The following is a 20,697-nucleotide window of genomic DNA, read 5'->3' as shown; positions in this document are numbered from 1 at the left end:
CCAAAAATAGCTTAGTTAACTGATGTGTAGTACACACACTACGTATATAGTTTTTAGGATGCAGACGACGCACCGAAAGCGCTATAAATAGTGAACCAAACTACTTTTGACATAAGTTTTATTATAATATAATTAGACTCTTTCAACTTCTATTCTAGAGCCTTGGGGGGATTTAGAAACTTTAACTTGTGCGGGCAATCTTTCGCCCAATTCTCGAACGTGGGTAATCACTCCAATCAGCCTGTCTCGCTGCCGCAAAGATTCTAAAATTTGAATAACGCTTTCGAGAGTTTCGGTATCTAAAGTACCAAATCCTTCATCTAGAAATAAGCTGCCCAAGTGAGTTCCTTGAGACAGTTTTTCTGACAAAGCTAAAGCCATTGATAAGGAAGTGGCAAAGGTTTCACCACCGGAAAGAGTACGCACTCGTCTAGCTTCGCCGCCGTTCCAATTATCTGCTACCCAGTATTCGCCGTCTTGGTTTATTAGTTTGTAGCGATTTTCGGTTAATTCTTGCAAAATTAAGGTGGCGCTGCCGACTAATTCTGCTTCTAAATGTTCTAAAATGTAGGATTGAAATTCGTTGGATTTGAGGTTCTGCGCTAAGGTGTGATAAGTTTGCTCTTGTTCTGTGAAATTTGTGATTTGCTGTGACAGTCTTTCGGCTTGTTCGAGATTTTGAGCTGCTACTTGAATCCAAGCTAACAGTTCGGCGCGGTTGTTGTTGGCTTGTTTGAGGTTTTCTTGGGCGGTATGTTTTGCCGATCGCACTTGTGCTAAAGTATTTTCATCGGTAGTTCTGCCTGCGATCGCCTCGCTCAAATCTTTCGCCCGCGTCTCTAACTGAATTTTTGATTCGCGGTGAGAGCGAATAGCATTTTCCCATTCTGATTGTTCCTTAACTGTCGCAACCGCTGCTAAAAATGTCTCTTCTGTGAAATCAACCGCTGTTAATTTTGCTGACCAATCCAGGTTTAACTGCTGTTTCTGGGCTTGGGCTTGTCCAAAAGCTTCTCCAGCTTGTTGCTCTCTTTCTGCGGCTTGAATAACCTTATTTTGAGCAGTTTGATATGATTTTTCGGCAACTTTCAGCAGATTTGCCAAGTCTTGCTTGTCTTGTTCTAAGACTTTTGCTAAATTAGCATAAGGTTGATATTCCGTAATTTGATAAAGCGCATTTACACAACTTTGCAACTGCTGCTGGCGACGGTCTGATTCGGCGATCGCATCTTGATATTCCTGCTGTTTAGCTGCTTGAGTCGCCACCGCAAAATTAAATCTTTCCTGAAAATTATCATATTCCAATGATGCCAGTTGGAACTGCTGTTCGGTTTCGCGGTATTGGCGATCGCTCTCTTTAAGGATTGCCAACTCCTGCTGCAACCCCAAGCTTTCCCAATGAGGAGTCTCCAGAACTTGACCTATTTCCTGCTGCAATTCGGCAACTTTATTCGTGGTTAATTCCAACATTTGAGCAATTTGCGACTCTTTTTGGAGGCAGGCTGAAACTGCACTTTTCCCCTCAGCAGCCCGCCTTTGAGCATCTTGAAAAACCTGATTTGCATCCGCCAATTTCCGCCGCAAACCAGCGACATCGACAATATTAGAATCGGGCAAAGGAGGGAGCCGATCGCTCTCAGGATGCACCCCCCCACACACCGGGCAAGTATCGCCAGAATTCAGCGACATTCTGACAGCAGCAACACTCTCTAAACGTGCCGCTTCCGCATTAGCGGTTTGGGCCGCTTCTAACTCGCGGGCGCACTCTTTTAGCCTGAGTTCAACTGCTTCTAAATTAGTGGTAACCTCCACATAATTTTGTTGAGCGCTTTCCTTCTCTCTCAGAGATTTATCCAACTGTTCTTGCTGAGTCTTTTGCTGCTTGGTAATTAGCTGAATTTCCATCAATAAGGGTGAAATTTGCTGCAATTGCTCTAAACGCTTTCCTCCCGGCGCATACTGTGCGAGCTGTGCCGCTGCTTGAGTAACTCGAAAACCCGCGCCTTGAATTTTAGTGTTAGCAGCTTGCAGTTCTTTATCTGCTGCCATAAAAAAGCGGAGTTTTTCCTGTTGAATTTTTTGGGCAAGCGCAACTTCTTTTTCTAATTGAGTGCGTTGTTCTTCATATACTTTAGCAGCAGCTAGAGCATCTTCCCGAGCCTTAATTTGTGGCGCTAGCACCTCTTCTTTGGCTTTTGCCGCGTCAAGTTGCTGCTGCTCTACTGCTAGCTCAGAGCGAGCTTTAATTAACTGCTTTCGCGCTGCCACCGAGGCACTTGCGGCAGTTTCATACTGACTGCGAGCCGATCGCACTAAAGCCCAATCTCCCTGTAAATGATTGGCAGCTTGCGCTCTGTCTAAACGCTGTGCTAAAATTGCAACCTCGGCGGAATTAGCATTTAATTGGGTCAGTTGTTGTTGTAACTCTTGCCAGCGAGCAATTTGCGAAAATAGCTGTTCCTCTTCATCTAGATCCTTCTGAGCTTTCATCACAGCGCGATCGAGCTGGGGCAACTGCTGCTCTAAAATCAAAAGTTGCGATCGTCTTTGAGCCACCTCATCCGCCGTCGGCGCACTCAAATCCGCTAGCTGCCTTTCCACCATTTCCCGTTCCTGTTTCAGCAACTTTGCGAGTTCATTTGTTTCCTTCCGCATCTGCTCAAAAATCTCAAATCCCGCTAGCTGCCGCAAAATTTCCCGGCGTTTTGAAGTATCCCCTTTAATAAACTCATCAAACTTGCCTTGAGGCAGAACAATTGCTCGTGTAAAAGTATCAAAATCCATTCCTAAAATCTGTTCAATCGTATTTTGAACAGCAACGATGCTCGTCCCCAAAGTTTCCCATTGACCATTTTGCCAGTTGTCCAAAATCACCTTATTTTCGGGAGATTTCGGACGAAAACGCCACCTTCGCGTCACCCGATACTGTGCCGAACCCACAGCAAAACGCAACTGCACTTTTAAATTTTCGCTGCCTTGACTCGCCAAATCACTGACTTGTTTGCCGCTGCGAGTTGTTGTGCCAAAAAGAGCGTAAGTCATGGCATCTAAGAGTGAAGATTTGCCCGCACCTGTAGCACCCGTAATTGCAAACAAATCGAGTTGAGAAAAATCTAAACGCTGTTCGCGGTGGAAGCTGGTAAATCCTTCGAGAATAAGTTCGAGTGGACGCATACTGATTTTAGTTTTAGGATTTGGGGTTTTAGATCGTATTACTCTTTACCAGGCTCCGCCTGGTAATGCAGATCGGGAGGCTCTGCCTCCAATTTTCCTATTTGCCTGGTAACGCATATCCGGAGGCTCTGCCTCCAATTTTCCTATTTAAGCGCGAGGCAGAGCCTCTGGATATTTCCAGACGGAGCCTGGGAACCAGTTATTGTATCTTTTTACGCATTTAATTGTTAACTGTTTCCTTAAACTTCTTGTACAAATTTTGAAATTCCTCCAATACTGCCGGTTTCGGTGTCGTTCCCAAGCGGTTTTGATAATAGTTGCAAAACTCTGCTGCCGGATCGAAATTATTGGGATCGATATTAGTTATTTCTGTTGGTTCTAGCGCTGCATCTGGATAGCGCGGTTCAATTAACAGCGCTTGAGAACAAATTTGGCGCACTCGATCGGCAAGTCCGATTTGCGGACTGTCCAGTTCGACAATTACTTTCAAGAAACCCGGATGATACTGATGAGCTTCTAAAGTTTCATCGAGATTGTCGTTATGACATTTAAGCACTTTTAACGGCTTGTGGCAAGCCACAGGCTTAAATTCCACCTTGGCCTGACTTCCCGGCTCAACTTCTATCAAGCAAAATCCTTTTTCCTGTTCCGCTTCTCCAAAATCTAACTGAATCAAAGAACCGGAATAATAAGCGGGAGAAGTCTCAGAAACCCGCTGGTGAATGTGGATGTGCCCGAGGGCAACATACTGAGCTTCTGGCGGCAGAGTTTGCGATGAGAGCAGGTATTTTTCTCGCGTGTAATAAGCGACTTCGGATTTTGCCAATCGAGCGCCGTCAATGCTCATGTGTCCCATGAGAATATTGACAGTATTGTCTCTAAAATCCCTCGTTAAATCTTCGAGTAAATATGCTACGATTTCGCGGTAGTCTTTTCGGCGATCGGCATCGCCCGACTGCCAGAGAGAATTAGCATCTAACAGCCTTTGTTCGGAAGCAAAAGGCATCGCTCCCACACAAAGTTTACCGCTTTTTGTATTAAGAGTAATTGTGCCTCCGTCTGCGGAAAGCCTGGGTTTGCCTAAAGCGCGAACACCGGCGAGGGAAAGCAATTGCGCGATGCTGTCGATGCGGGATGCCGAATCGTGATTACCGGCGATCGCAATTGCGGGAATTCCTGCCGCTTGGAGTTCGCAGAAAAAGTTATAAGCAATGCGTTCGGCGTAAGCGGGAGGGTTCGGCACGTCGAAAATGTCGCCGGCAACGAGCACAGCATCGACATCCAAGGCTTTTGCTTGCTTCAAAATCTGTTCGAGGGCGATCGCAATTTCAAAAGTGCGATCGATCCCTCGAAAACGTCGCCCTAAATGCCAGTCAGCAGTATGAATTATTCGCATAGTACGAGGAGTATTTTGTTTATGTTAACTGAGATGTTGTACCATTTTCAATAACGGGCAAGATGCCCGTTCCACAAGAAATTCATTCTTTGTGGAACGGGCATCTTGCCCGTTCATAAAAGCCTGCTTTAAAATGGTAAAATATCTCTGTTTTAATGCTTTGTGCGATCGCGGTATAAATATCTGCCACTGTTTATGCCTCTTCCTGTTCTCGAATTGCTATTTCAATCTCATCAGGATATGCCTCAGCATAACTAAAAGCATTCACCAAATCTACGGCACTCAGATCGGGATGACCTTCTAAAATATGAGCATCGGTGGCACTTTGACGGCGATAACTTACCAACAGCCAAACAGGAATCCGAGTTTTTCGGATACAGGCTTCTGTGCCCATGACACCGGGAGTCTTTTGAATTCCCGGCCAAAAGTTGCTTAAACTATGGGCTAGGAATTGTATAGCTTGAGCCTTTTCTTCGGGAGTTAAAGCCAAGAGTTGCGGTTGCAATTCTTTGAGTGTCATCTTTGCAGTTATTGAGCTCATAAATATTAACTTGTTTTGGCCATACAGGTATTCTAGCACTGGCTCAATCAAAACTTTCATTCAACAGGCTTCACATCGTGAAACCGAGTATAATCAACCACGCGCCCTCCCGTAGCCGATTTCAAAAGAATATCTACAAATCGCATATTCCACATAATTTCCGACGCCACAAAAGAATGTCGCGCATGAATAGTTTGCGAAACTGTTTCGTCAATTCCTGTTAACGTAATGACAATTTCTGCTTGTTGCTCAATCAAGTCTTGGGCAGTAAGTTGGTACAAAGGACTGCTCTCCTCAATTGCGTGCATAACCGTCCAAGTTAAGGCAAAAATCGGAGAGTGACTCCGCATCAATTGCAAATCGTAAAAACGCCGCATAAATTCTCCTTCCGATGTTACCTCGTCACGGATCAAAGTAGCTCGCTGCTGCGCTTCTAAAATTTGGTTAAAACGCTGATTTGCAGTGCGGTACATCAGAGTCGGAACGCCGTTGAAAGGAGCGATCACAGCTACGCGACTGAAGATAACTCTAGCTGTTGGTCTGGAAAATCTCGAAAAAGCCAGCCCCGTCACCATCGCCACTCCCCACAAACCAAAAAGCGCTTGAATCGCGACTATAGTATTAGCGTAATCCGTGCGCGGATACATAGAGCCGTAGCCGATCGTCGCCATTGTTTGCACGCTGAAATAAAAGGCATCTGGGAAAGAACCCGGCCGCGCGTTAGCAATGCAATCTCCTCCCGCCAAGTAAGCTAAGGCAAATAAAGAATTTGTGACTGTATAGGAGAGACAAATCAGCATGAAAAATCGTGGCCAAGAAAGAGTTAGCAGCCTGTGGTAGAGGTCGGCAAAATGTAGGCGCGGTACTCCCAACTTGACAATATTTAAGGGGAATTGTCCTTGGCGGCTGACTAAACGCGCCTGTTGCTGGCGGTTGCGGGGAATTTTCATTGCGATTTGTAACTCGGGCTGTTTCAATTTGTAACTATTGCTTGGAGCGGGAAAACTTATCCTTTAGACTGATGTCTGATTCCAAAAATTCGGATACAAGCGGAGTTTAGAAATGGTTGAGCTTAACTGGCATGACTATCTCGTTATGGTTTCTTTGGTGGCTTCTATTGCGGGTCTAGTCCTGCTGGCCGATAATCGCAACTCGCAGCCAACGGACGATCGCACTTTGAGCGAAGAAATCCTAATCAAGATGAGCTTTACTTACTGGATAGTGTACTGCATCTCTTTTTTCGGGCTGAAACTTCACCTACCAGAAGATAGCTGGTTATTGCTCAGTTTGAAGCTGACTACGGTTCTTTCTTACTTGTTGACTGCTTCTAGCATACTCAGCCTGCCGCTGCAACGCATGGCTGTCCGACGAGTTGAAGATTAACAAAAGGTGTTTGTAGTGAGGACTTCAGTTCTTTTGCTCGCGGTGAAGAAAAACTAAAGTCCTGACTGCAAAGCTATTTGAGTTATATTACCGGGCAATAAGCTCACAGTTAGCTGTGAGCTTGTTTAATTGTTTATTATATGAGGGATGCCGCCTAACGCGCCCAAAATGGCTACGGTCGATCGCACTCATACTTGAAATTGCCACTCTGTTTCTGCTGTCCCTGGGCTGCGGCCATCTGATCGAGTATCCGTTGGCGAAGCCGGCGCATTAGGGCATAGCAGTATGCCACGAACGTAGCTAGTTAGGATTTAAAGCCTTTGGAGCTTTTCTTTTTCTCCTGCGGTTTAGACTTTGACTTATTAACTTCGCCTAAAGCTTCCTGAAATAAGTTGTGCAGGTGCAGGGGAACGCTGGCAATTTCCGGCAGTTCGGGTTCTAAGGGTTTTTTAAACTCTTGCAGCAAGGCATCTAAATCGCGATCGATCTGAAAGTCAGTGCGTTCCAATACAGTTTGCAAAATTTGTTCTAATTTCGCTGGATTAACTTTAGCTAACCGTTGCCAAATCCAGACATTAATTGCAGGATCTTCTAGATAGTTACGCACCAGCTTTTCGTAACCGGGAACGGTGGAAAAGTCGGCGGCTGCTAGCAGTGCAGTAAATTGAGCGTAAGTAGACAAAAAGGTTTGTCCCCAGCGAGGATGAGAAAGTGCTGTCACCTGTTCGGCTTTCTTGAAGCGATCGGGCAATTCGACTTTCGGCATTACCATTTTTGAACTAGCATTGCTGTCGAGCATTACCTCAACTGCGTTAGTATCGGCACCTGCAGCCGCGATTGCTGCTGCTTTGACTTCTTCTCGATCGACTCCGGCATCTTCAACGATATCCGCCAGAGATTTATTTCCATCAATGCCGATATCAGCTAGGCGTTTTTTAGTGATAAATTCCTGAAATTCCGCCAACTGTTTATTTAGGTGATATCCCGATAGCGTTACTTCCTCACTGCCAAAAAATTCGGTAAAATCTTCATGGTACTTTTCTACTGACTGCCAAGCTTGCTCTAACAATTCCGGCGCATCGCTGTATAGGTTCTTTTTGTGATTTTGCTTGAAATTGCCGATCGCCACCGCCAACTTCGGCTTACCCAATTTCCCCTTCATAATGGGAGAGCTCGAAAGTATCCACCAGTCATCGGTAAGGGGAGAAATCCGAGCCAGCAAGATTTCTCCTAACTTAAAGCGAGACATTTCTACAAGAAAATTAGGACTGTTGGGCTTGACAACGTAGTGCTTAGCTGTCGGCCAGTTCATCAGTTCAAACTTGTCGGGGGAAAGTTGAGTGATTTCAAATAAGCCAGTGAAGCTTCTGTACTCCCAACTTTCGAGCAAGCTACGATCGCTCTCGGTTAAATCCGGCTGACTTTCGACAAATAGGTCGATCGGCGTTTTGTCTCCGACTTTACCTTCGATGGTAAAACTGTCAATCACTTGATTTTGCTGAGCAATATCGTAGCGCTCGCCAGTCGAGCGAGCAGCAGCATAAGCTTCCAAAGCTACCGCCAACTCTCCCTCAGCATCCAGCACAAAGTCAATTAAATTTTGCTTGAGTGTCCAAGCTCTTTCCAACATTTCATCCACAAGTAATACCAATTTTGAATGAGAGGATTTAGATTAACAATTGTCGGACTTGAAGCCACCGACGCTTTACGATCCGGCTGCGATTGAAGAAAGCGCATCGCGAACAATGACAGAAATATGCGATCGATGCCTCAGTCCTGAATTAGTTTAATTTTAAGGCTAATAGTCAAAAAAAAATGCCCATCTCCAAGCGAAGCATCGCGATTTTGTAAAAAGGGTTTATTAGGAGTGCGATCGTCCCGCACAGCAAAGCCTATACGTCTCTAGCGAGTTCTCACAGCGAACAGTCCTGTGATATCGTTTCCGGTTACACCGGAATGATGTTGACTGGTGACTGTTGACTGTTGACAGTGAACAGTGAACAGTCAACAGTCAACAGTCAACAGTGAACTCGAATTTACTATTCCGATGCTAACGGATTTGATATGAAATAAAAATCGTGCTGAAAAATGCGATTTCAAGGGAGCATAAAAATACCCTCTCCGATGTAGAGAGGGGCTCAAAATCCCCAAAAACTTCGCTAAACTCGCATTAAAAACTGTGTCACCTATCAACAACAGTCCAAGACGCAGCAGCCGGGTTTTTTTTTATCCAACACTTCCCTCCATTCCGGTACCCGGCTAAAAATAACCGGAACGCTTGAGTTTGTGTGCGTCCAAGACTGAGAAATACTTCGCGTCAGCCCTTAGCGGCCGTCTTTGTCAATGTCGCCAGGAACAGCCCGTTCAACCCGATCCCAAGCGTCGCGCGTGGCGGGCTTCGCTTTTTCCCAAGTCACCTTAGATTTACCGCGATTTGTTTCGTAGTCGCGCTGCAAATCGTGTTCAATCTCGTTGAAGCTCTTACCACTACCGCGATAGCGGCTGTATCCCTCATAACCGGTGCGGTAAGCAGGCTGATAGTCTTCGTAAGTCGCGCTCGTTTCCACGTAAGGACGAGAACTGTAGTTGCTTTGCCAGTAAGCATCTTCTACCGTGGGGTCGATCGCCTCGCCCACACCTTTGCCCACCAAACCGCCACTAAACGAACCCACCACAGCGCCCACAACTGCTCCTACAGGCCCCCCGATGGCACCGCCGATCGCAGCACCTGCAGCACCCGCACCCGCCGCACCAATACCCGTTGCGACTGGATGAGCTCCCTTTTCCCCTGAAATTGGGTCTAGGTTAGCATCAGGTTCATGTACCGTTTTTTTGTCATCGCTCATGATACTTTTTTCCTTTTATCTAACTGTAACTATTATTAAATTTACCTTTTAAATTCATATCTATTCATCTGCCTTCAGGATGAAGCTGCTAGCTTAAAAAAGAGGGAAACGAGAACATACTTTTCGACTCAACAACGAGTTTTACAAGCTACTCTCAAGCGATAAGGTGCGCCTCGGCGCACCCTAGATCATTATGTTCACTTGAGTTCTGAGATCTGCTCAATTCTATACTCATCGAAGCTGTGTATTTACTACCAACTTGAGTTAGATATAAATCTCTTGATTTATTAGTTGCCAGTGACCTTTTCGATCAAATCTTCAGCTTTTTGAACTATGCCTTCTTGCGGGTGTTCTCCCTTGTACTCCTTTAAGCTTTCGTCGTAAGCTTTCTCGACGTTTGCAGGATTTTGAGAGGTTTTGACTATTTCATCGTAAGCTCCTGCTTGGGGATTGAGATCCTCGAAACTTGTTGCGGGTTCAGTAATTGTAGCTTCTTGCGGCGCGTGAGTCTTGTCTTGACCTGCGTAAGCAGCCTGACTGGGTACTACCGCTAGACTTAGCAGACCAATGAAAGCCAGCGTACAGACCAGCAAAATGCTTTGGCTCAATGTTTGTCCGAAAGCTTTTAAAACCCGCTTCATATCAACTTCTCCTCGTATTTTTCCGCAAAAATTATGGTGTTTGTCGCCCCTTCACTGCGATCGCACATTGACAACCTTGGTTCAAGCGCAATCTTTGTCGCAGCTACCGCATCTAGAGCGAGCGAAAAGGGATGTTTCCGATGATGTCCAATATCTTAAGCGCCTGCTTGTTAAAATTACTTCTACCAAAAGATAGATTAATTAGACAAGCGGAACTAATCTCCTATGAGGTGCGATCGCAATTCCGGCGAGGAGCCCTATGTAGAGGTTCTCCCATCAATTGCGAACCCCCTGACTCTTCTCTTGCTTCGCGTCTTTCGCGTCTTCGCAGTTCGGGAAAAAATCCCATTTACCAACATTTTAAATTGCTATAAATAACCTAAATAACTACAAAATAACCTGCTCTATGTCTAGGTTTCTGTTCTGCAGAGCTCCTTCAAATAGCTCAGTAGAAAGAGCTTGTTCTACCGACCAAACCCCCGGTTTTTCCAGTTTGCCTTCTAACATTAATTGAGCGATGCTGCCAGTCCCAATGCCAGTAGCGACGGCAGCATTTGGGTGTACCGCTGTCGAGCAAACTTTAGTCGGTTGACCGTTTTTGAGACCGGTCACTTGCGATCGCACGGCCACACCCACCCCACTAAAACTATTACTAACACTGGTCATCCCGTAACTGACGTAGGAGAGAAATTCAATCACGGAGTTATTTTTGAGCCAGCTAGCGGGCCAATACTTAGCAACAAACCAGGTAAGGTGATTGTAAAGGTCGGGAGACGTACCGAATTTAGTCACAACTGATTTGACGGGGAAAGTGTCGGGCAAAGTGATTGATTCCGGCATATCGAACCAGTAAACCCCTGTTTTGCCGTAGGGTGCGGGAAATTCAATTGTTTCGCGATGGCTGTAGGGTTTTACTTGGTGCCACTGGCGATCTTCCCAAACCTCAAAAGGAGTTTGCAAACCTAAAAAAGTGGTTCTCATTACTGTAACACCAGCGCCGCCAGAACCTCCGACTACATAACTTAAATGGATGTGTTCTGCTTCATCTAATTGTTCCACATCTCGGCGCACCATGCTGTTAGACACACCGGGAAAAATGCCCGTATTAATAATAGCAGTAATCCCAGCATTTTTAGCGGTTTCGCGCAATTCTAAAGCCTTGCGAGTAAAACTGCGGCTGTCACTGACATCAGTATAATTAACACCTGCTTCGATGCAAGTTTTCAGCACGCCGGCGTCTCGGTAGTGAAAAGGCCCCGCACAGTGAACGACAAGATTAGACTCTGAAACTGCTTTTTGCAGGGCTGCACTGTCCGCTAAATCAAAAGTTTGGTACTGCACCCTATCCGGCGGCAATCCCGGCCCAATAGAGGCTTCAGAGTTGCGTCCGGTAACAGTAATTTCCGCGTCGGTGTGGGTAACAAGGTCTTGGGCAACGCTGCTGCCAATTCGTCCCCGCCCGCCGACAATCAAAACTCGATTTGCCATCGCTAAAAAAAGGGTAACGCCACTTCCCAGTTTCTCAACTTGGGGCCGGCGTTTTCATCCGCATAAAGTATGAATTGAGGAGAATGCGAAAAGCTGGGGAATCGGCGGCGATCGCCCTGAACCGGAGATGGGGAGCGACTTCTACCAGCGACTTGCCTGTTCTGCTTTCATTAGAGGTTTGGCGGCGACACTAAGTTCAAAAATGCCTTCAGCGTTAACTTGTTCTTCTAATATTGAGAATTTTATCGATGGAATATACTCTGTGATCCAAAAATATTTAAACAGATTTGATGAAACGCAAAGCGTCGCCACCGATCGCGAAAGATGCACAAGATTTAGAAAAGGTATTGAGGGCGATCGCAAATCGTTTTCCCTTCATAGGAAATCAACCAGAAAAAATTCTCGCACTTGCACACTGATAAATGAACGCAGATAAACGCAGATGAATGGGAGCGTTATCTGCGTTTATCTGCCCTCATCTGCGGTTGCTAAAAATCTTACTTCTCATTACTCCGAAATACCGACTTACCCTTCGCTTTCAGAGAATTAGCCGCATCTGCCAAAGTCTGCGCGAAAGGCTGCTGCGAGTGCATGAAAACGCGAGCGGTATTGCGTCCCGGCATACCCGAAATCGATCCGCCCGGATGCGTTCCCGCCCCCGTCAGAAACAAACCGTCGATCGGCGTTTTGTAATTCGCCAACTCCGGTAAAGGACGGAAAAATATCATCTGATCCAACGTCATGTCAATGTGATAATAATTCCCCTTCAAAGCGCCCAAACGCTCTCCCAATTCCGCCGGACTTTCCACGTGGCGCCCTATAATTGAATTTTTGATATTTGGTGCGTATTCTGCTAATTTATCGATGCAGCGATCGGCAACTTTGTTTTTCAGCTCATCCGTCCAACCCGTACCGTGCTGGCCGGTTCCTTCAGCATTTTCGAGCTGGTAAGGAGCAAAAAATTCAATCCAAGCGGTATGGTGTCCGGGGGGAGCCATTGACGGGTCTCGTACCGTCGGAAACACCACATACATTGATGGGTCAGAGTCGGGGATTCTGCCGATTGAAGGCTCGCTGTGAGCAATTTCAACGTGTCTCACCGAGTCTGCAATTAAAACCGAACCGATTAAATATTCGTCCCGATGATTCCAGCGATCAAACTTGGGCATTTCATTGAGAGCTAAGTCTATTTTGAGAATAGTCTCGTTGTTGTTAACAATTTTGCGCTCCAATCTTTCCCGCAAATCCGGGTCGGCACTGTCAACATCGCTGGAGTCCATTAAGTGCAGAAACAAGCGCTTAGCATCAATATTAGAAATGACACCTTTTGTAGCGCGGTATTCCGTGCCGCCGGCAACTCGAACTCCCACAGCGCGACCATCATCAACTAATATTTTTTCGACGTGCTGGTCGGTAAGTACCACACCTGAATAGCTTTTCACTAAATTGAGCAGCGCTTGCACTAATGCACCCGTCCCGCCGCGCGGTCTTGCCATGCCGGGATTGTGTCTCATTGCCAGCATAATTGCGCCTACAGCAAGGGTTTTTTGCGAAGGAGGCGCGCCGAGTTCTGCAGCGAATCTTGCTAGGGGTGCTTTGATAAATTCCTCGTCAAACCACTCGTTGAGAATGTCTTCAGCGCTGGTCAGCATCGTGCGAATAAAGTCCAGCGTTTTGTTGGGTGAACCAATCACTGAAAATAAATCTTTGATCTTTGAAATATCGTAGTTGCCGGCAATATCTATGAGGGATTTTGGTGGCGCATTAAACATCGGAACCATTGCACCTAAAGCCCGCTGCCAAAAGTCTGTATATTCCGCATATTTTTTAGCATCGCGCTCGTTGTGGCGCGCAATTTCAGCACAAGTTTTTTCTACAGATTTGTGCGCTAAGAAATATTTCCCGTCGGGATGCGGACAAAAGGCAACAGGATCGCAGTAAAGATATTCTAAACCGTATTTTTCCAGTTCTAATTCTTCTACAACTGGCCCTAAATGGATAAATTCGTGGTCGATAGCGCACATATTGAATTTAAAATCTGGCAATTCGGGAATCGCAGCTTCAGTAGTTGCCGCGCCGCCGGGAACCGAACGTTTTTCTAACAACAGGACGGTATATCCCGCTTTGAGGAGATAAGAGGCGCAGACCAGTCCATTGTGACCTGCTCCTATGATAATCACGTCATACGTTTGCATAGATGAAGCTCTGGGGATAGGATATTTGGCTCATTTTACAAATGTTAACAAGTTGGCAGTCTCTACCAAGAGAAATAGATTTATCTTAAGAGATTAGTTTGAACATCTTACAAAAGAGAGAGTCTGTAACAAATATTTAACTGCGATCGCCCTGATTTCCTCTCTGATTTTAAGAGCGAGCGCCTGAATCAAAACTCGCGCCAGTATCATACCCCATTTAGTCGCGTTTATCTGGGATTAACACAAAACTTAAGCATCAGCAATATCTGCCAGATCAAGCCGAGTTTTTTAAATGAAGGAAGAGGCAAGAGGCAAGAGGTAAGAGGTAATAAAAAAAGTTTTGAGATTGTTTCCTTCCTGGCAACCCTGGGATTGGAAGGGTTAAGCCTTACAAAAATTACTTACTCAAAACTCAAAACTAATTACCAATTACCAATTAGTACATTGAGAAATATTACTTCATTTCCCGTAATGCCGCCTCAGATTTTTGTACACCCTCATTGTTGCCTTGCTGGCGGTAAGTGTTGAGGGCTTGTTGAAAAGCTTCCATTGCTTCGGATTTTTGATCGCGCGCTTTGAGTGCCGTACCCATATTGTAATAAGCTTCGGCCCTGTTTGGAGCGAGCTTAATCACTCGCCGAAAAGTGGTAATCGCTCCTAAAAAATCTTGTTTTTCTAGTTGAATTCGCCCTATTCCTGCGTGTGCTTCCACTAAATTAGGTCGCACCGCAATAGCCCGCTGATAAGCTACAAGCGCTCCGTCTAAGTCCTTTTGAGCCTGGAGAAGTCCGCCAATTTCTAGCTGCACTTCTGGATTGCGGGGTTCCAATTGGGCAGCTTCTTCAAAAGCTGCTAGCCCTTCGGAAGTATAGCCGGCACGCAGCAAAGCAGTGCCTAATTTTAACTGGACACCTGCTTGTTTGGGAGCGAGTTGGGCTGCTTCTTGGAGCACTGTAACTGCACTGGCAAAATTTCCCTGCTGGATCAATACTAAGCCCATTGAAGAGTAAGCTTGCCAATTTTTCGGATCGAGGGCGATCGCCTCTTGGTATGCTTTAAAAGAACCGCTGTAATCTTTTTGCTGAAAGAGTACCACTCCGAGACCGATCCGGGCATTGACATTTTTGCGATCGAGCGCAGCGGCGCGGCGGTAAGCTGTGGCTGCTGCCGGATAGTTTTGTAAATTCGCCATAGCATATCCTAAGGCGTATTGGAAGTCAGCATTGTTCGGTTCCAGACCGATCGCTTGTTGGTAAAATTCCACTGAGGCTTGATAGTTGCCTTGACGCGCTTCTAAATAGCCAATACCAGCAAAAATGCGCGGGTTTTCCGTATCTAAACGTGCCGCTTCCTGATAAATGGCGATCGCCTTACTGTAGTCTCCTGAATCTACAAACTCGCGCCCTTGTCGCAGCAGAGCATCTAAATCTGAATTATTTTGAGGTTTGACTTCAACTTCAACAGACGTTTCTGCTGAGAGCGCTATCTGCGGCGCTGCGACAGCGAATCCTGCTACTAGCAACGTACTGAATACCAAGAGACTTTGTTTGTGCACGGCCATTTGTTTCAAAGAGTGTGTGGAATGAAAGAGCGAGTTGCTGTCAGCTTGGCAAGCTGACAACATATGGTTTACCAGGAATCTTTGAGCGGCGAGATGTAGTAAATCTACAGAACAAGACCCACTCAAAATTTTCGCGACTGAGGCCAACTGATGATTGTAACAACAACTGATATCATCCAAGGAGCAGAAATTCAATCTTACCTGGGGATTGTAACTGCTGAGGTTGTCTACGGCACCAACGCCCTGCGAGATTTCTTCGCCGGCATTCGCGACATCATAGGCGGGCGCACCGGCAGTTACGAGGAAGTGTTTCTCAAGGGACAGCGAGATGCCCTCGCGGAACTGGAAAAACGGGCCCAGCGCCTGGGCGCCAATGCGGTAATCGGGGTGGAAGTTGACACCGGCACGATTAATGTAGACTCGAGCGGGGCTTTGCTGCTGATTACTGCCGTTGGAACGGCTGTAAGATTGCGTTAAGCTGTATTTTCTGTATACGTCCGCATTTCCTGTATACGTCCGGGAACTTTTCTAACGGGATAAAATAGTCCTGAGTCATCAGTCATCAGTCATCAATGATGCGCTAATAGCCGGTAGCTGGGGGCTGATGACTTTTTCGTTTCTTTCTTCAGACATAGATATGGTTATTTCCCCAGGCAGATATAGTTTTTATCAATCTCAGCCACAATAAATGCTGAGGTGAAAGATTGTTAAAAATTAAATCCAGTCTCAGAGGAAAAAAAAACCTATGTCATACGTAAATAGACCTGTAGATAACGTTGGTACCGAACCCGTGGTGGTAAATTCCGTGATGGAATACCACGATCGAGTACGTTGGGGCCCGATTTTTTCGGGTTTGGTAATTGCGATCGGCACACAACTGGTGTTAAGTGCATTGGGCGCTGCGATCGGCTTGAGCAACATTGCTAATTCAGGAGCTCCGCGCAGTATTTCAGGGGACGTGGGTACCGGCGTCGGAATTTGGTCAATTATCAGTTTGTTAATTAGTTTGGCCGTTGGCGGTTGGGTAACTGCTCGGGCTTGCGGTCCGATGAATCGCAACACAGCGCTTTTAAATGGAGCAATTTTGTGGGCAACTACCTTAACAATTGGCTCTTGGTTGTTAGCAAATGGCGTGGCCGGTACTTTTGGCGTCATAGCTGCGAATGCGGGAGAAGCAATTAATCAAGCGCAGCAGGGCGGCGTCGATTTGCCGAACCAAGCGCCTAACGTAACTGCTCAGGATACTCGCAATATTGCTGGTAATGCTGCGAAAGCTGGTTGGTCGTTTTTGTTCGGCTCACTATTGGGTTTAGTTGCTTCGATGGTAGGAGCATCTGCCGGCGCGCGCACTCCCCGGAATTACTCATAAAAGTTTCGTCAGAGACGGAAAGTTTATATTCAGGAAAGCACTTTGTTGAAGGTGCTTTTTTGTTGGTTTAATTTGGTTTCTCGTTCCCAGGTTCTACCGGGGAACGAGTATAAGAACGAGAAAAAGGACAGAAAGAAGTGCGAGGCGCACCCTATAAATTAAGCGCTGAAGTATTTGGCGGCTGGGTGATAGGTGATAATTGCGGTTGTTGATTGTTCCGGATACAGTTGTTCGCTTTCATCCATATACAGGTTGATACGATCGCACTTTAACAATTCCAATTGCTTGTACTGATCCGCCATATTCGGACAAGCCGGATAGCCGAAACTGTACCGCGAACCGCGATATCTTTGCGCCAGCATATCGCGAATGTTTTCCGGTTCCTCGCTACCAAAGCCCAATTCGCGCCGAATTCGCGCGTGAGTCCATTCGGCGATTGCTTCCGCTGTCTGTACCGCTAACCCGTGAAAGTAGAGATAGTCGGTATATTGATGGTTAGCAAACAGCTTTTGCGCGTACTCTGTAGCAATTTCTCCCACTGTCGCTACTTGCATGGGAAATACATCGATTTTACCCGATTCTTTGGGGGCGAAGAAGTCAGCAATGCACAGCCTGCGCGCCGATTTTTGCCGGGGAAATGTGAATGTTGCAGCCACAGGCAAGATGCCTGTGCCACTCTCTTTTGTGGGGCGGGCATCTTGCCCGCCACTGATTATTGTTTGCCCGCCATCCATGATTTCCGGATCGTACAAATGCAGAGAATTTTCCTCAGCTTGACAAGGAAAATATCCGTAAATTGCTTGCGGATGCAGTAGTTTTTCGCTGAGGACTTTGTGTTTCCATTCTTCCAATATGGGATAAACTTTCTCAGCTAAGAAAGCATCGTATTCTTCCCGCGATTGGTCTTTGGGCTTGCGGAACTGCCACTGACCGGCAACTAAAGCTTGCAAATCTAAGTGCCAGAAAATCTCCTCAAAGGGGATGTCTTCTCCCTGCAACAGTTTCGTTCCCCAGAAAGGAGGAGTCGGGCGATCGATATCTGCTGCAACTGCTTCGGATCGCCTGGTATCTATCACCACAGGAGTGTCTGCTTTCTTGGCATCTTCTACAGAGCTTTCTGGCGCCGCTTTAGCTTCTTTAACCGCGCCATTATCATCGTCTCTTTCATCTAAAAATCCTTGCAAGTCTTCCCATTTACCAGCAGATTTTGCTGGCATGAGTTTGTCCATAAAGTGCAAATCAGAAAACGCATCTTTGCCGTAAACAACTTTACCTTTGTAGGTATTTTGGCAGTCTTCATGCACAAACTTGGGAGTCAAAGCCGCGCCGCCCAAAATTACCGGAACCGTGATTCCTTTCTGGTTAAATACTTCCAGATTTTCTTTCATGAACGCGGTGGATTTTACCAGCAAGCCACTCATGGCGATACAGTCGGCTTTGTGCTTTTCGTAAGCTTCGATGATATTGTCAACCGACTGTTTAATTCCCAAGTTTATCACTCGGTAGCCGTTGTTTGATAGGATAATATCAACTAAGTTTTTGCCGATATCGTGAACGTCACCTTTGACAGTAGCGATGATGAATGTGCCTTTGGCATTGTCCCCCGATTCAGACTTTTCCATGTACGGTTCTAAATAGGCAACTGCCGCTTTCATGGTTTCTGCTGACTGCAATACAAAGGGCAGTTGCATTTGTCCCGAACCGAACAATTCTCCGACTACTTTCATCCCGTCTAACAGGAAAGTATTGATAATGTGGAGAGGCGGATAGGTTTCTAATGCTTTGGCGAGTTGGATGTCGAGCCCAATGCGTTCGCCGTCGATGATGTGCTGCTTGAGGCGTTCTTCTACCGGAAGGCTTGCGTCTTCTGTACGATCGCGCTTTGTAGTTTTGCCCGCAAACACCGTTGTCAGCTCGCCCAATGGGTCGTAAACGCAAATATCGCCGTCAAACTCGCGTTCGTCGTAGATCAGTTTACGGCAGATTTCTTGGTGTTTGGGGTCGATTTTGGCGATGGGCAAAATCTTATTCGGGCTGACAATGGCTGAGTCCATCCCCGCCTGCATTGCTTCGTGCAAAAACATGGAATTCAAAACTTGCCGCGCCGCCGGATTCAAGCCGAAGGAGATGTTAGAAACTCCTAAGATGACGTGACAACCGGGCAATTCTTGACGGATGCGGCGGATGGATTCGATGGTGGCTTTGCCGTTTTTTCTGTCTTCTTCAATCCCGGTGGAAATGGGCAAAGCTAGGGTGTCAAAAAAGATTTCCTCGGCTGGAATTCCGTAAGCGACGGCTGCGTTATAGGCGCGTTGGGCGATCGCAAATTTTTGGTCAGCAGTTCTGGCCATCCCGTCTTCGTCAATTGTACCGATAACTATGCCCGCGCCGTATTTTTTCGCCAACTCTAAAACTTGATAAAAACGCGGTTCTCCGTCTTCGTAGTTAGTGGAATTCAGCAAACATTTGCCGCCCGCAACTTTTAAGCCTGCTTCCATCTTTTCCCATTCGGTGGAATCCAGCATTAAAGGGAGAGTTGCATTAGTCACCACGCGGGAAACTAATTCTTTCATGTCTCGCACGCCATCGCGGCCGACATAATCCACGTTGACATCGAGAATGTGCGCGCCTTCTCGCACTTGTTCCCTCGCCATTGCTACTAAACCATCCCAGTCTTCGGCGTTTAGCAAATCGCGGCATTTTTTGGAACCGCTGGCGTTGAGTCTTTCGCCGACAATTAAGAAGGAATTCTCTTGTTCGTAGGGTTGGGCGCTATAAATTGAAGCGGCGGAAGGTTCCCAAGTAATTTCGCGGATTTTGGGCTTAAGAGTTTTGCCAATTTCTGATAGTTCGCGGATGTGATCGTAGCGGGTGCCGCAGCAGCCACCGATCACTTGCACGCCTAAGTCTTCGACAAAGCGCATCAAGGCCATTTTTAATTCTATTGGCGTGAGTTTGTAGTGCGCGTGGCCACCGATGTTTTCGGGTAAACCAGCGTTGGGAACGCAGGAAACGACGAAGGGCGAATGTTCCGAAAGGTATTTGACGTGTTCGGCCATGCGATCGGGCCCGGTGGCGCAGTTGAGGCCTAAGATATCTATGGGATACGGCTGCAAAATTGCCAGGGCGGCGCTGATATCGGAACCGACTAACATTGTGCCGGTGGCTTCCATTGTGACTGATACCATTAACGGAATTCGCGCGCCTTTTTTCTTAAATACTTCTTCAATGGCATTTAATGCTGATTTAATTTGCAGCACATCTTGACAAGTTTCGACAATAAATAAGTCAACGCCGCCGTCATAAAGTCCTTCTGCTTGTTCGGCAAAAGCGGCGGTGAGTGTGTCGAAATCGATGTGTCCTAATGTTGGCAATTTGGTGCCTGGCCCGATCGATCCTGCGACAAATCTCGGTTTTTCCGCTGTGGAAAATTCGGCGGCGATACCCTTGGCGAGTTCGGCGGCAGTTTTGTTGAGATAATATGCTTTGTCTGCTAAATCGTATTCGGCGAGCACGATGGAAGCGGCGCCAAAGGTGTCTGTTTCGATGACATCGGCCCCTGCTTCGAGGAATCCCCGGTGCACGTTGGCGACGGCTTCCGGTTTCGTGTGGACGAGATATTCGTTGCAGCCTTCGTATTCTTTGCCGCCAAAGTCTTCTGCGGTGAGGTTTTGGACTTGCAGGTTGGTTCCCATTGCGCCGTCGAAGACGATGACGGGGCGTGAGGGGTGGTGGAGTCGATCGAGGAATCTGCTATTCATAAGCGGTCAAAAAAAACGCAGGTGCTATATATTTACAATTTTATCTATTGTGCAATATTGTCAACAATTATGTGACTGTTGGCAAACGACTAATTACTGAAGGATTTAATGCTGCTGACAATAGTTTGGTCGTACCTGTAATTTTACCGATCGCCCTGGGTTTTTGTCAAAATTCTGTTGCGGGCGAGGCTTCGGGGGGAAAACGGGCGAATTGCAAGGGATTTTTTCGCTTAACTGGTGAAAAATTGGGCGAAAATGCGATCAACATAATTAAACGAGTCATATAGCAATCCTTGCAGGAGTCGTAAATTTTTACCCCACCCCAACCCACCCCGAACCCGC

At 46.5% G+C, this 20,697-nt stretch carries 16 protein-coding genes; 5 read left to right on the top strand and 11 right to left on the bottom strand.

The window, feature by feature from the left end; genetic code table 11:
• Window positions 1-132: 132 nt before the first annotated feature.
• The 4 genes from D0A37_RS11495 to D0A37_RS11480 form a co-directional block, all read right to left on the bottom strand.
• Window positions 133-3,174, bottom strand: coding sequence for an AAA family ATPase (locus D0A37_RS11495; RefSeq protein WP_242724321.1), 3,042 nt, complete (start codon window positions 3,172-3,174; stop codon window positions 133-135).
• A 220-nt stretch (window positions 3,175-3,394) separates the two neighbouring features.
• A complete protein-coding gene (locus tag D0A37_RS11490) occupies window positions 3,395-4,570 on the bottom strand; it encodes a metallophosphoesterase family protein (protein WP_242724319.1) in 1,176 nt (391 codons plus the stop codon).
• 193 nt (window positions 4,571-4,763) lie between these two features.
• Entirely contained in the window at window positions 4,764-5,090 is a 327-nt protein-coding gene (locus D0A37_RS11485; RefSeq protein ID WP_242725482.1) for a DUF433 domain-containing protein, read from the bottom strand.
• 77 nt (window positions 5,091-5,167) lie between these two features.
• On the bottom strand, window positions 5,168-6,061 hold the full coding sequence (locus D0A37_RS11480) for an ion channel (protein ID WP_242724316.1): 894 nt from the start codon (window positions 6,059-6,061) through the stop codon (window positions 5,168-5,170).
• 112 nt (window positions 6,062-6,173) lie between these two features.
• On the opposite strand from D0A37_RS11480, the gene D0A37_RS11475 reads away from it, so the two are divergent.
• A complete protein-coding gene (locus tag D0A37_RS11475) occupies window positions 6,174-6,494 on the top strand; it encodes a hypothetical protein (RefSeq protein WP_242724312.1) in 321 nt (106 codons plus the stop codon).
• A gap of 304 nt (window positions 6,495-6,798) precedes the next feature.
• Here D0A37_RS11475 and D0A37_RS11470 read toward each other — a convergent pair whose 3' ends face one another.
• The 4 genes from D0A37_RS11470 to D0A37_RS11455 form a co-directional block, all read right to left on the bottom strand.
• A complete protein-coding gene (locus D0A37_RS11470; RefSeq protein WP_445242548.1) occupies window positions 6,799-8,124 on the bottom strand; it encodes a hypothetical protein in 1,326 nt (441 codons plus the stop codon).
• Between the two features lie 694 nt (window positions 8,125-8,818).
• Window positions 8,819-9,340, bottom strand: a complete 522-nt coding sequence (locus tag D0A37_RS11465) for a hypothetical protein (protein ID WP_242724305.1) — start codon at window positions 9,338-9,340, stop codon at window positions 8,819-8,821.
• 287 nt (window positions 9,341-9,627) lie between these two features.
• Window positions 9,628-9,981 (bottom strand): hypothetical protein, encoded by a 354-nt coding sequence (locus D0A37_RS11460; protein ID WP_242724302.1) that lies wholly within the window; start codon window positions 9,979-9,981, stop codon window positions 9,628-9,630.
• Window positions 9,982-10,368: 387 nt separating this feature from the next.
• The gene (locus tag D0A37_RS11455; RefSeq protein ID WP_242724299.1) at window positions 10,369-11,469 is read right to left on the bottom strand and encodes a saccharopine dehydrogenase family protein; all 1,101 of its coding nucleotides are present in this window, start codon (window positions 11,467-11,469) and stop codon (window positions 10,369-10,371) included.
• A gap of 290 nt (window positions 11,470-11,759) precedes the next feature.
• Here D0A37_RS11455 and D0A37_RS28985 point away from each other — a divergent pair, with 290 nt between their 5' ends.
• A complete protein-coding gene (locus D0A37_RS28985; protein WP_278187189.1) occupies window positions 11,760-11,888 on the top strand; it encodes a hypothetical protein in 129 nt (42 codons plus the stop codon).
• Window positions 11,889-11,966: 78 nt separating this feature from the next.
• On the opposite strand, the gene crtO is transcribed toward D0A37_RS28985, so the two are convergent.
• Together crtO and D0A37_RS11445 are read right to left on the bottom strand one after the other, a co-directional pair.
• On the bottom strand, window positions 11,967-13,664 hold the full coding sequence (crtO, locus tag D0A37_RS11450; RefSeq protein ID WP_242724296.1) for a beta-carotene ketolase CrtO: 1,698 nt from the start codon (window positions 13,662-13,664) through the stop codon (window positions 11,967-11,969).
• Window positions 13,665-14,118: 454 nt separating this feature from the next.
• Window positions 14,119-15,225 carry a tetratricopeptide repeat protein gene (locus tag D0A37_RS11445; RefSeq protein WP_242724293.1) on the bottom strand — a complete coding sequence of 369 codons (1,107 nt, stop codon included), beginning with the start codon at window positions 15,223-15,225 and terminating at the stop codon, window positions 14,119-14,121.
• A gap of 150 nt (window positions 15,226-15,375) precedes the next feature.
• Between D0A37_RS11445 and D0A37_RS11440 the strand changes: the two genes are divergently transcribed.
• Window positions 15,376-15,702: a YbjQ family protein gene (locus tag D0A37_RS11440; RefSeq protein ID WP_172184303.1), complete on the top strand. Its 327-nt coding sequence runs from the start codon at window positions 15,376-15,378 to the stop codon at window positions 15,700-15,702.
• Window positions 15,703-15,970: 268 nt separating this feature from the next.
• Window positions 15,971-16,594 carry a hypothetical protein gene (locus tag D0A37_RS11435; RefSeq protein WP_242724290.1) on the top strand — a complete coding sequence of 208 codons (624 nt, stop codon included), beginning with the start codon at window positions 15,971-15,973 and terminating at the stop codon, window positions 16,592-16,594.
• A gap of 158 nt (window positions 16,595-16,752) precedes the next feature.
• On the opposite strand, the gene metH is transcribed toward D0A37_RS11435, so the two are convergent.
• Window positions 16,753-20,355 (bottom strand): methionine synthase, encoded by a 3,603-nt coding sequence (gene metH, locus D0A37_RS11430; protein ID WP_242724289.1) that lies wholly within the window; start codon window positions 20,353-20,355, stop codon window positions 16,753-16,755.
• Window positions 20,356-20,426: 71 nt separating this feature from the next.
• On the opposite strand from metH, the gene D0A37_RS11425 reads away from it, so the two are divergent.
• Entirely contained in the window at window positions 20,427-20,642 is a 216-nt protein-coding gene (locus D0A37_RS11425) for a hypothetical protein (protein WP_242724286.1), read from the top strand.
• The last annotated feature ends 55 nt before the right edge of the window (window positions 20,643-20,697 follow it).

The sequence above is a fragment of the Microcoleus vaginatus HSN003 genome (genome assembly GCF_022701255.1).
Taxonomy (GTDB): Bacteria; Cyanobacteriota; Cyanobacteriia; order Cyanobacteriales; family Microcoleaceae; genus Microcoleus; species Microcoleus vaginatus_B.
This window is presented reverse-complemented; position numbering and strand designations above follow the sequence as displayed.

Coding starts and splice junctions, on each gene's coding strand:
- D0A37_RS11495 (WP_242724321.1), bottom strand. CDS start 3,174: ATGCGTCCACTCGAACTTATTCTCGAAGGATTTACCAGCTTCCACCGC.
- D0A37_RS11490 (WP_242724319.1), bottom strand. CDS start 4,570: ATGCGAATAATTCATACTGCTGACTGGCATTTAGGGCGACGTTTTCGA.
- D0A37_RS11485 (WP_242725482.1), bottom strand. CDS start 5,090: ATGACACTCAAAGAATTGCAACCGCAACTCTTGGCTTTAACTCCCGAA.
- D0A37_RS11480 (WP_242724316.1), bottom strand. CDS start 6,061: ATGAAAATTCCCCGCAACCGCCAGCAACAGGCGCGTTTAGTCAGCCGC.
- D0A37_RS11475 (WP_242724312.1), top strand. CDS start 6,174: ATGGTTGAGCTTAACTGGCATGACTATCTCGTTATGGTTTCTTTGGTG.
- D0A37_RS11470 (WP_445242548.1), bottom strand. CDS start 8,124: ATGTTGGAAAGAGCTTGGACACTCAAGCAAAATTTAATTGACTTTGTG.
- D0A37_RS11465 (WP_242724305.1), bottom strand. CDS start 9,340: ATGAGCGATGACAAAAAAACGGTACATGAACCTGATGCTAACCTAGAC.
- D0A37_RS11460 (WP_242724302.1), bottom strand. CDS start 9,981: ATGAAGCGGGTTTTAAAAGCTTTCGGACAAACATTGAGCCAAAGCATT.
- D0A37_RS11455 (WP_242724299.1), bottom strand. CDS start 11,469: ATGGCAAATCGAGTTTTGATTGTCGGCGGGCGGGGACGAATTGGCAGC.
- D0A37_RS28985 (WP_278187189.1), top strand. CDS start 11,760: ATGAAACGCAAAGCGTCGCCACCGATCGCGAAAGATGCACAAGATTTA.
- crtO (WP_242724296.1), bottom strand. CDS start 13,664: ATGCAAACGTATGACGTGATTATCATAGGAGCAGGTCACAATGGACTG.
- D0A37_RS11445 (WP_242724293.1), bottom strand. CDS start 15,225: ATGGCCGTGCACAAACAAAGTCTCTTGGTATTCAGTACGTTGCTAGTA.
- D0A37_RS11440 (WP_172184303.1), top strand. CDS start 15,376: ATGATTGTAACAACAACTGATATCATCCAAGGAGCAGAAATTCAATCT.
- D0A37_RS11435 (WP_242724290.1), top strand. CDS start 15,971: ATGTCATACGTAAATAGACCTGTAGATAACGTTGGTACCGAACCCGTG.
- metH (WP_242724289.1), bottom strand. CDS start 20,355: ATGAATAGCAGATTCCTCGATCGACTCCACCACCCCTCACGCCCCGTC.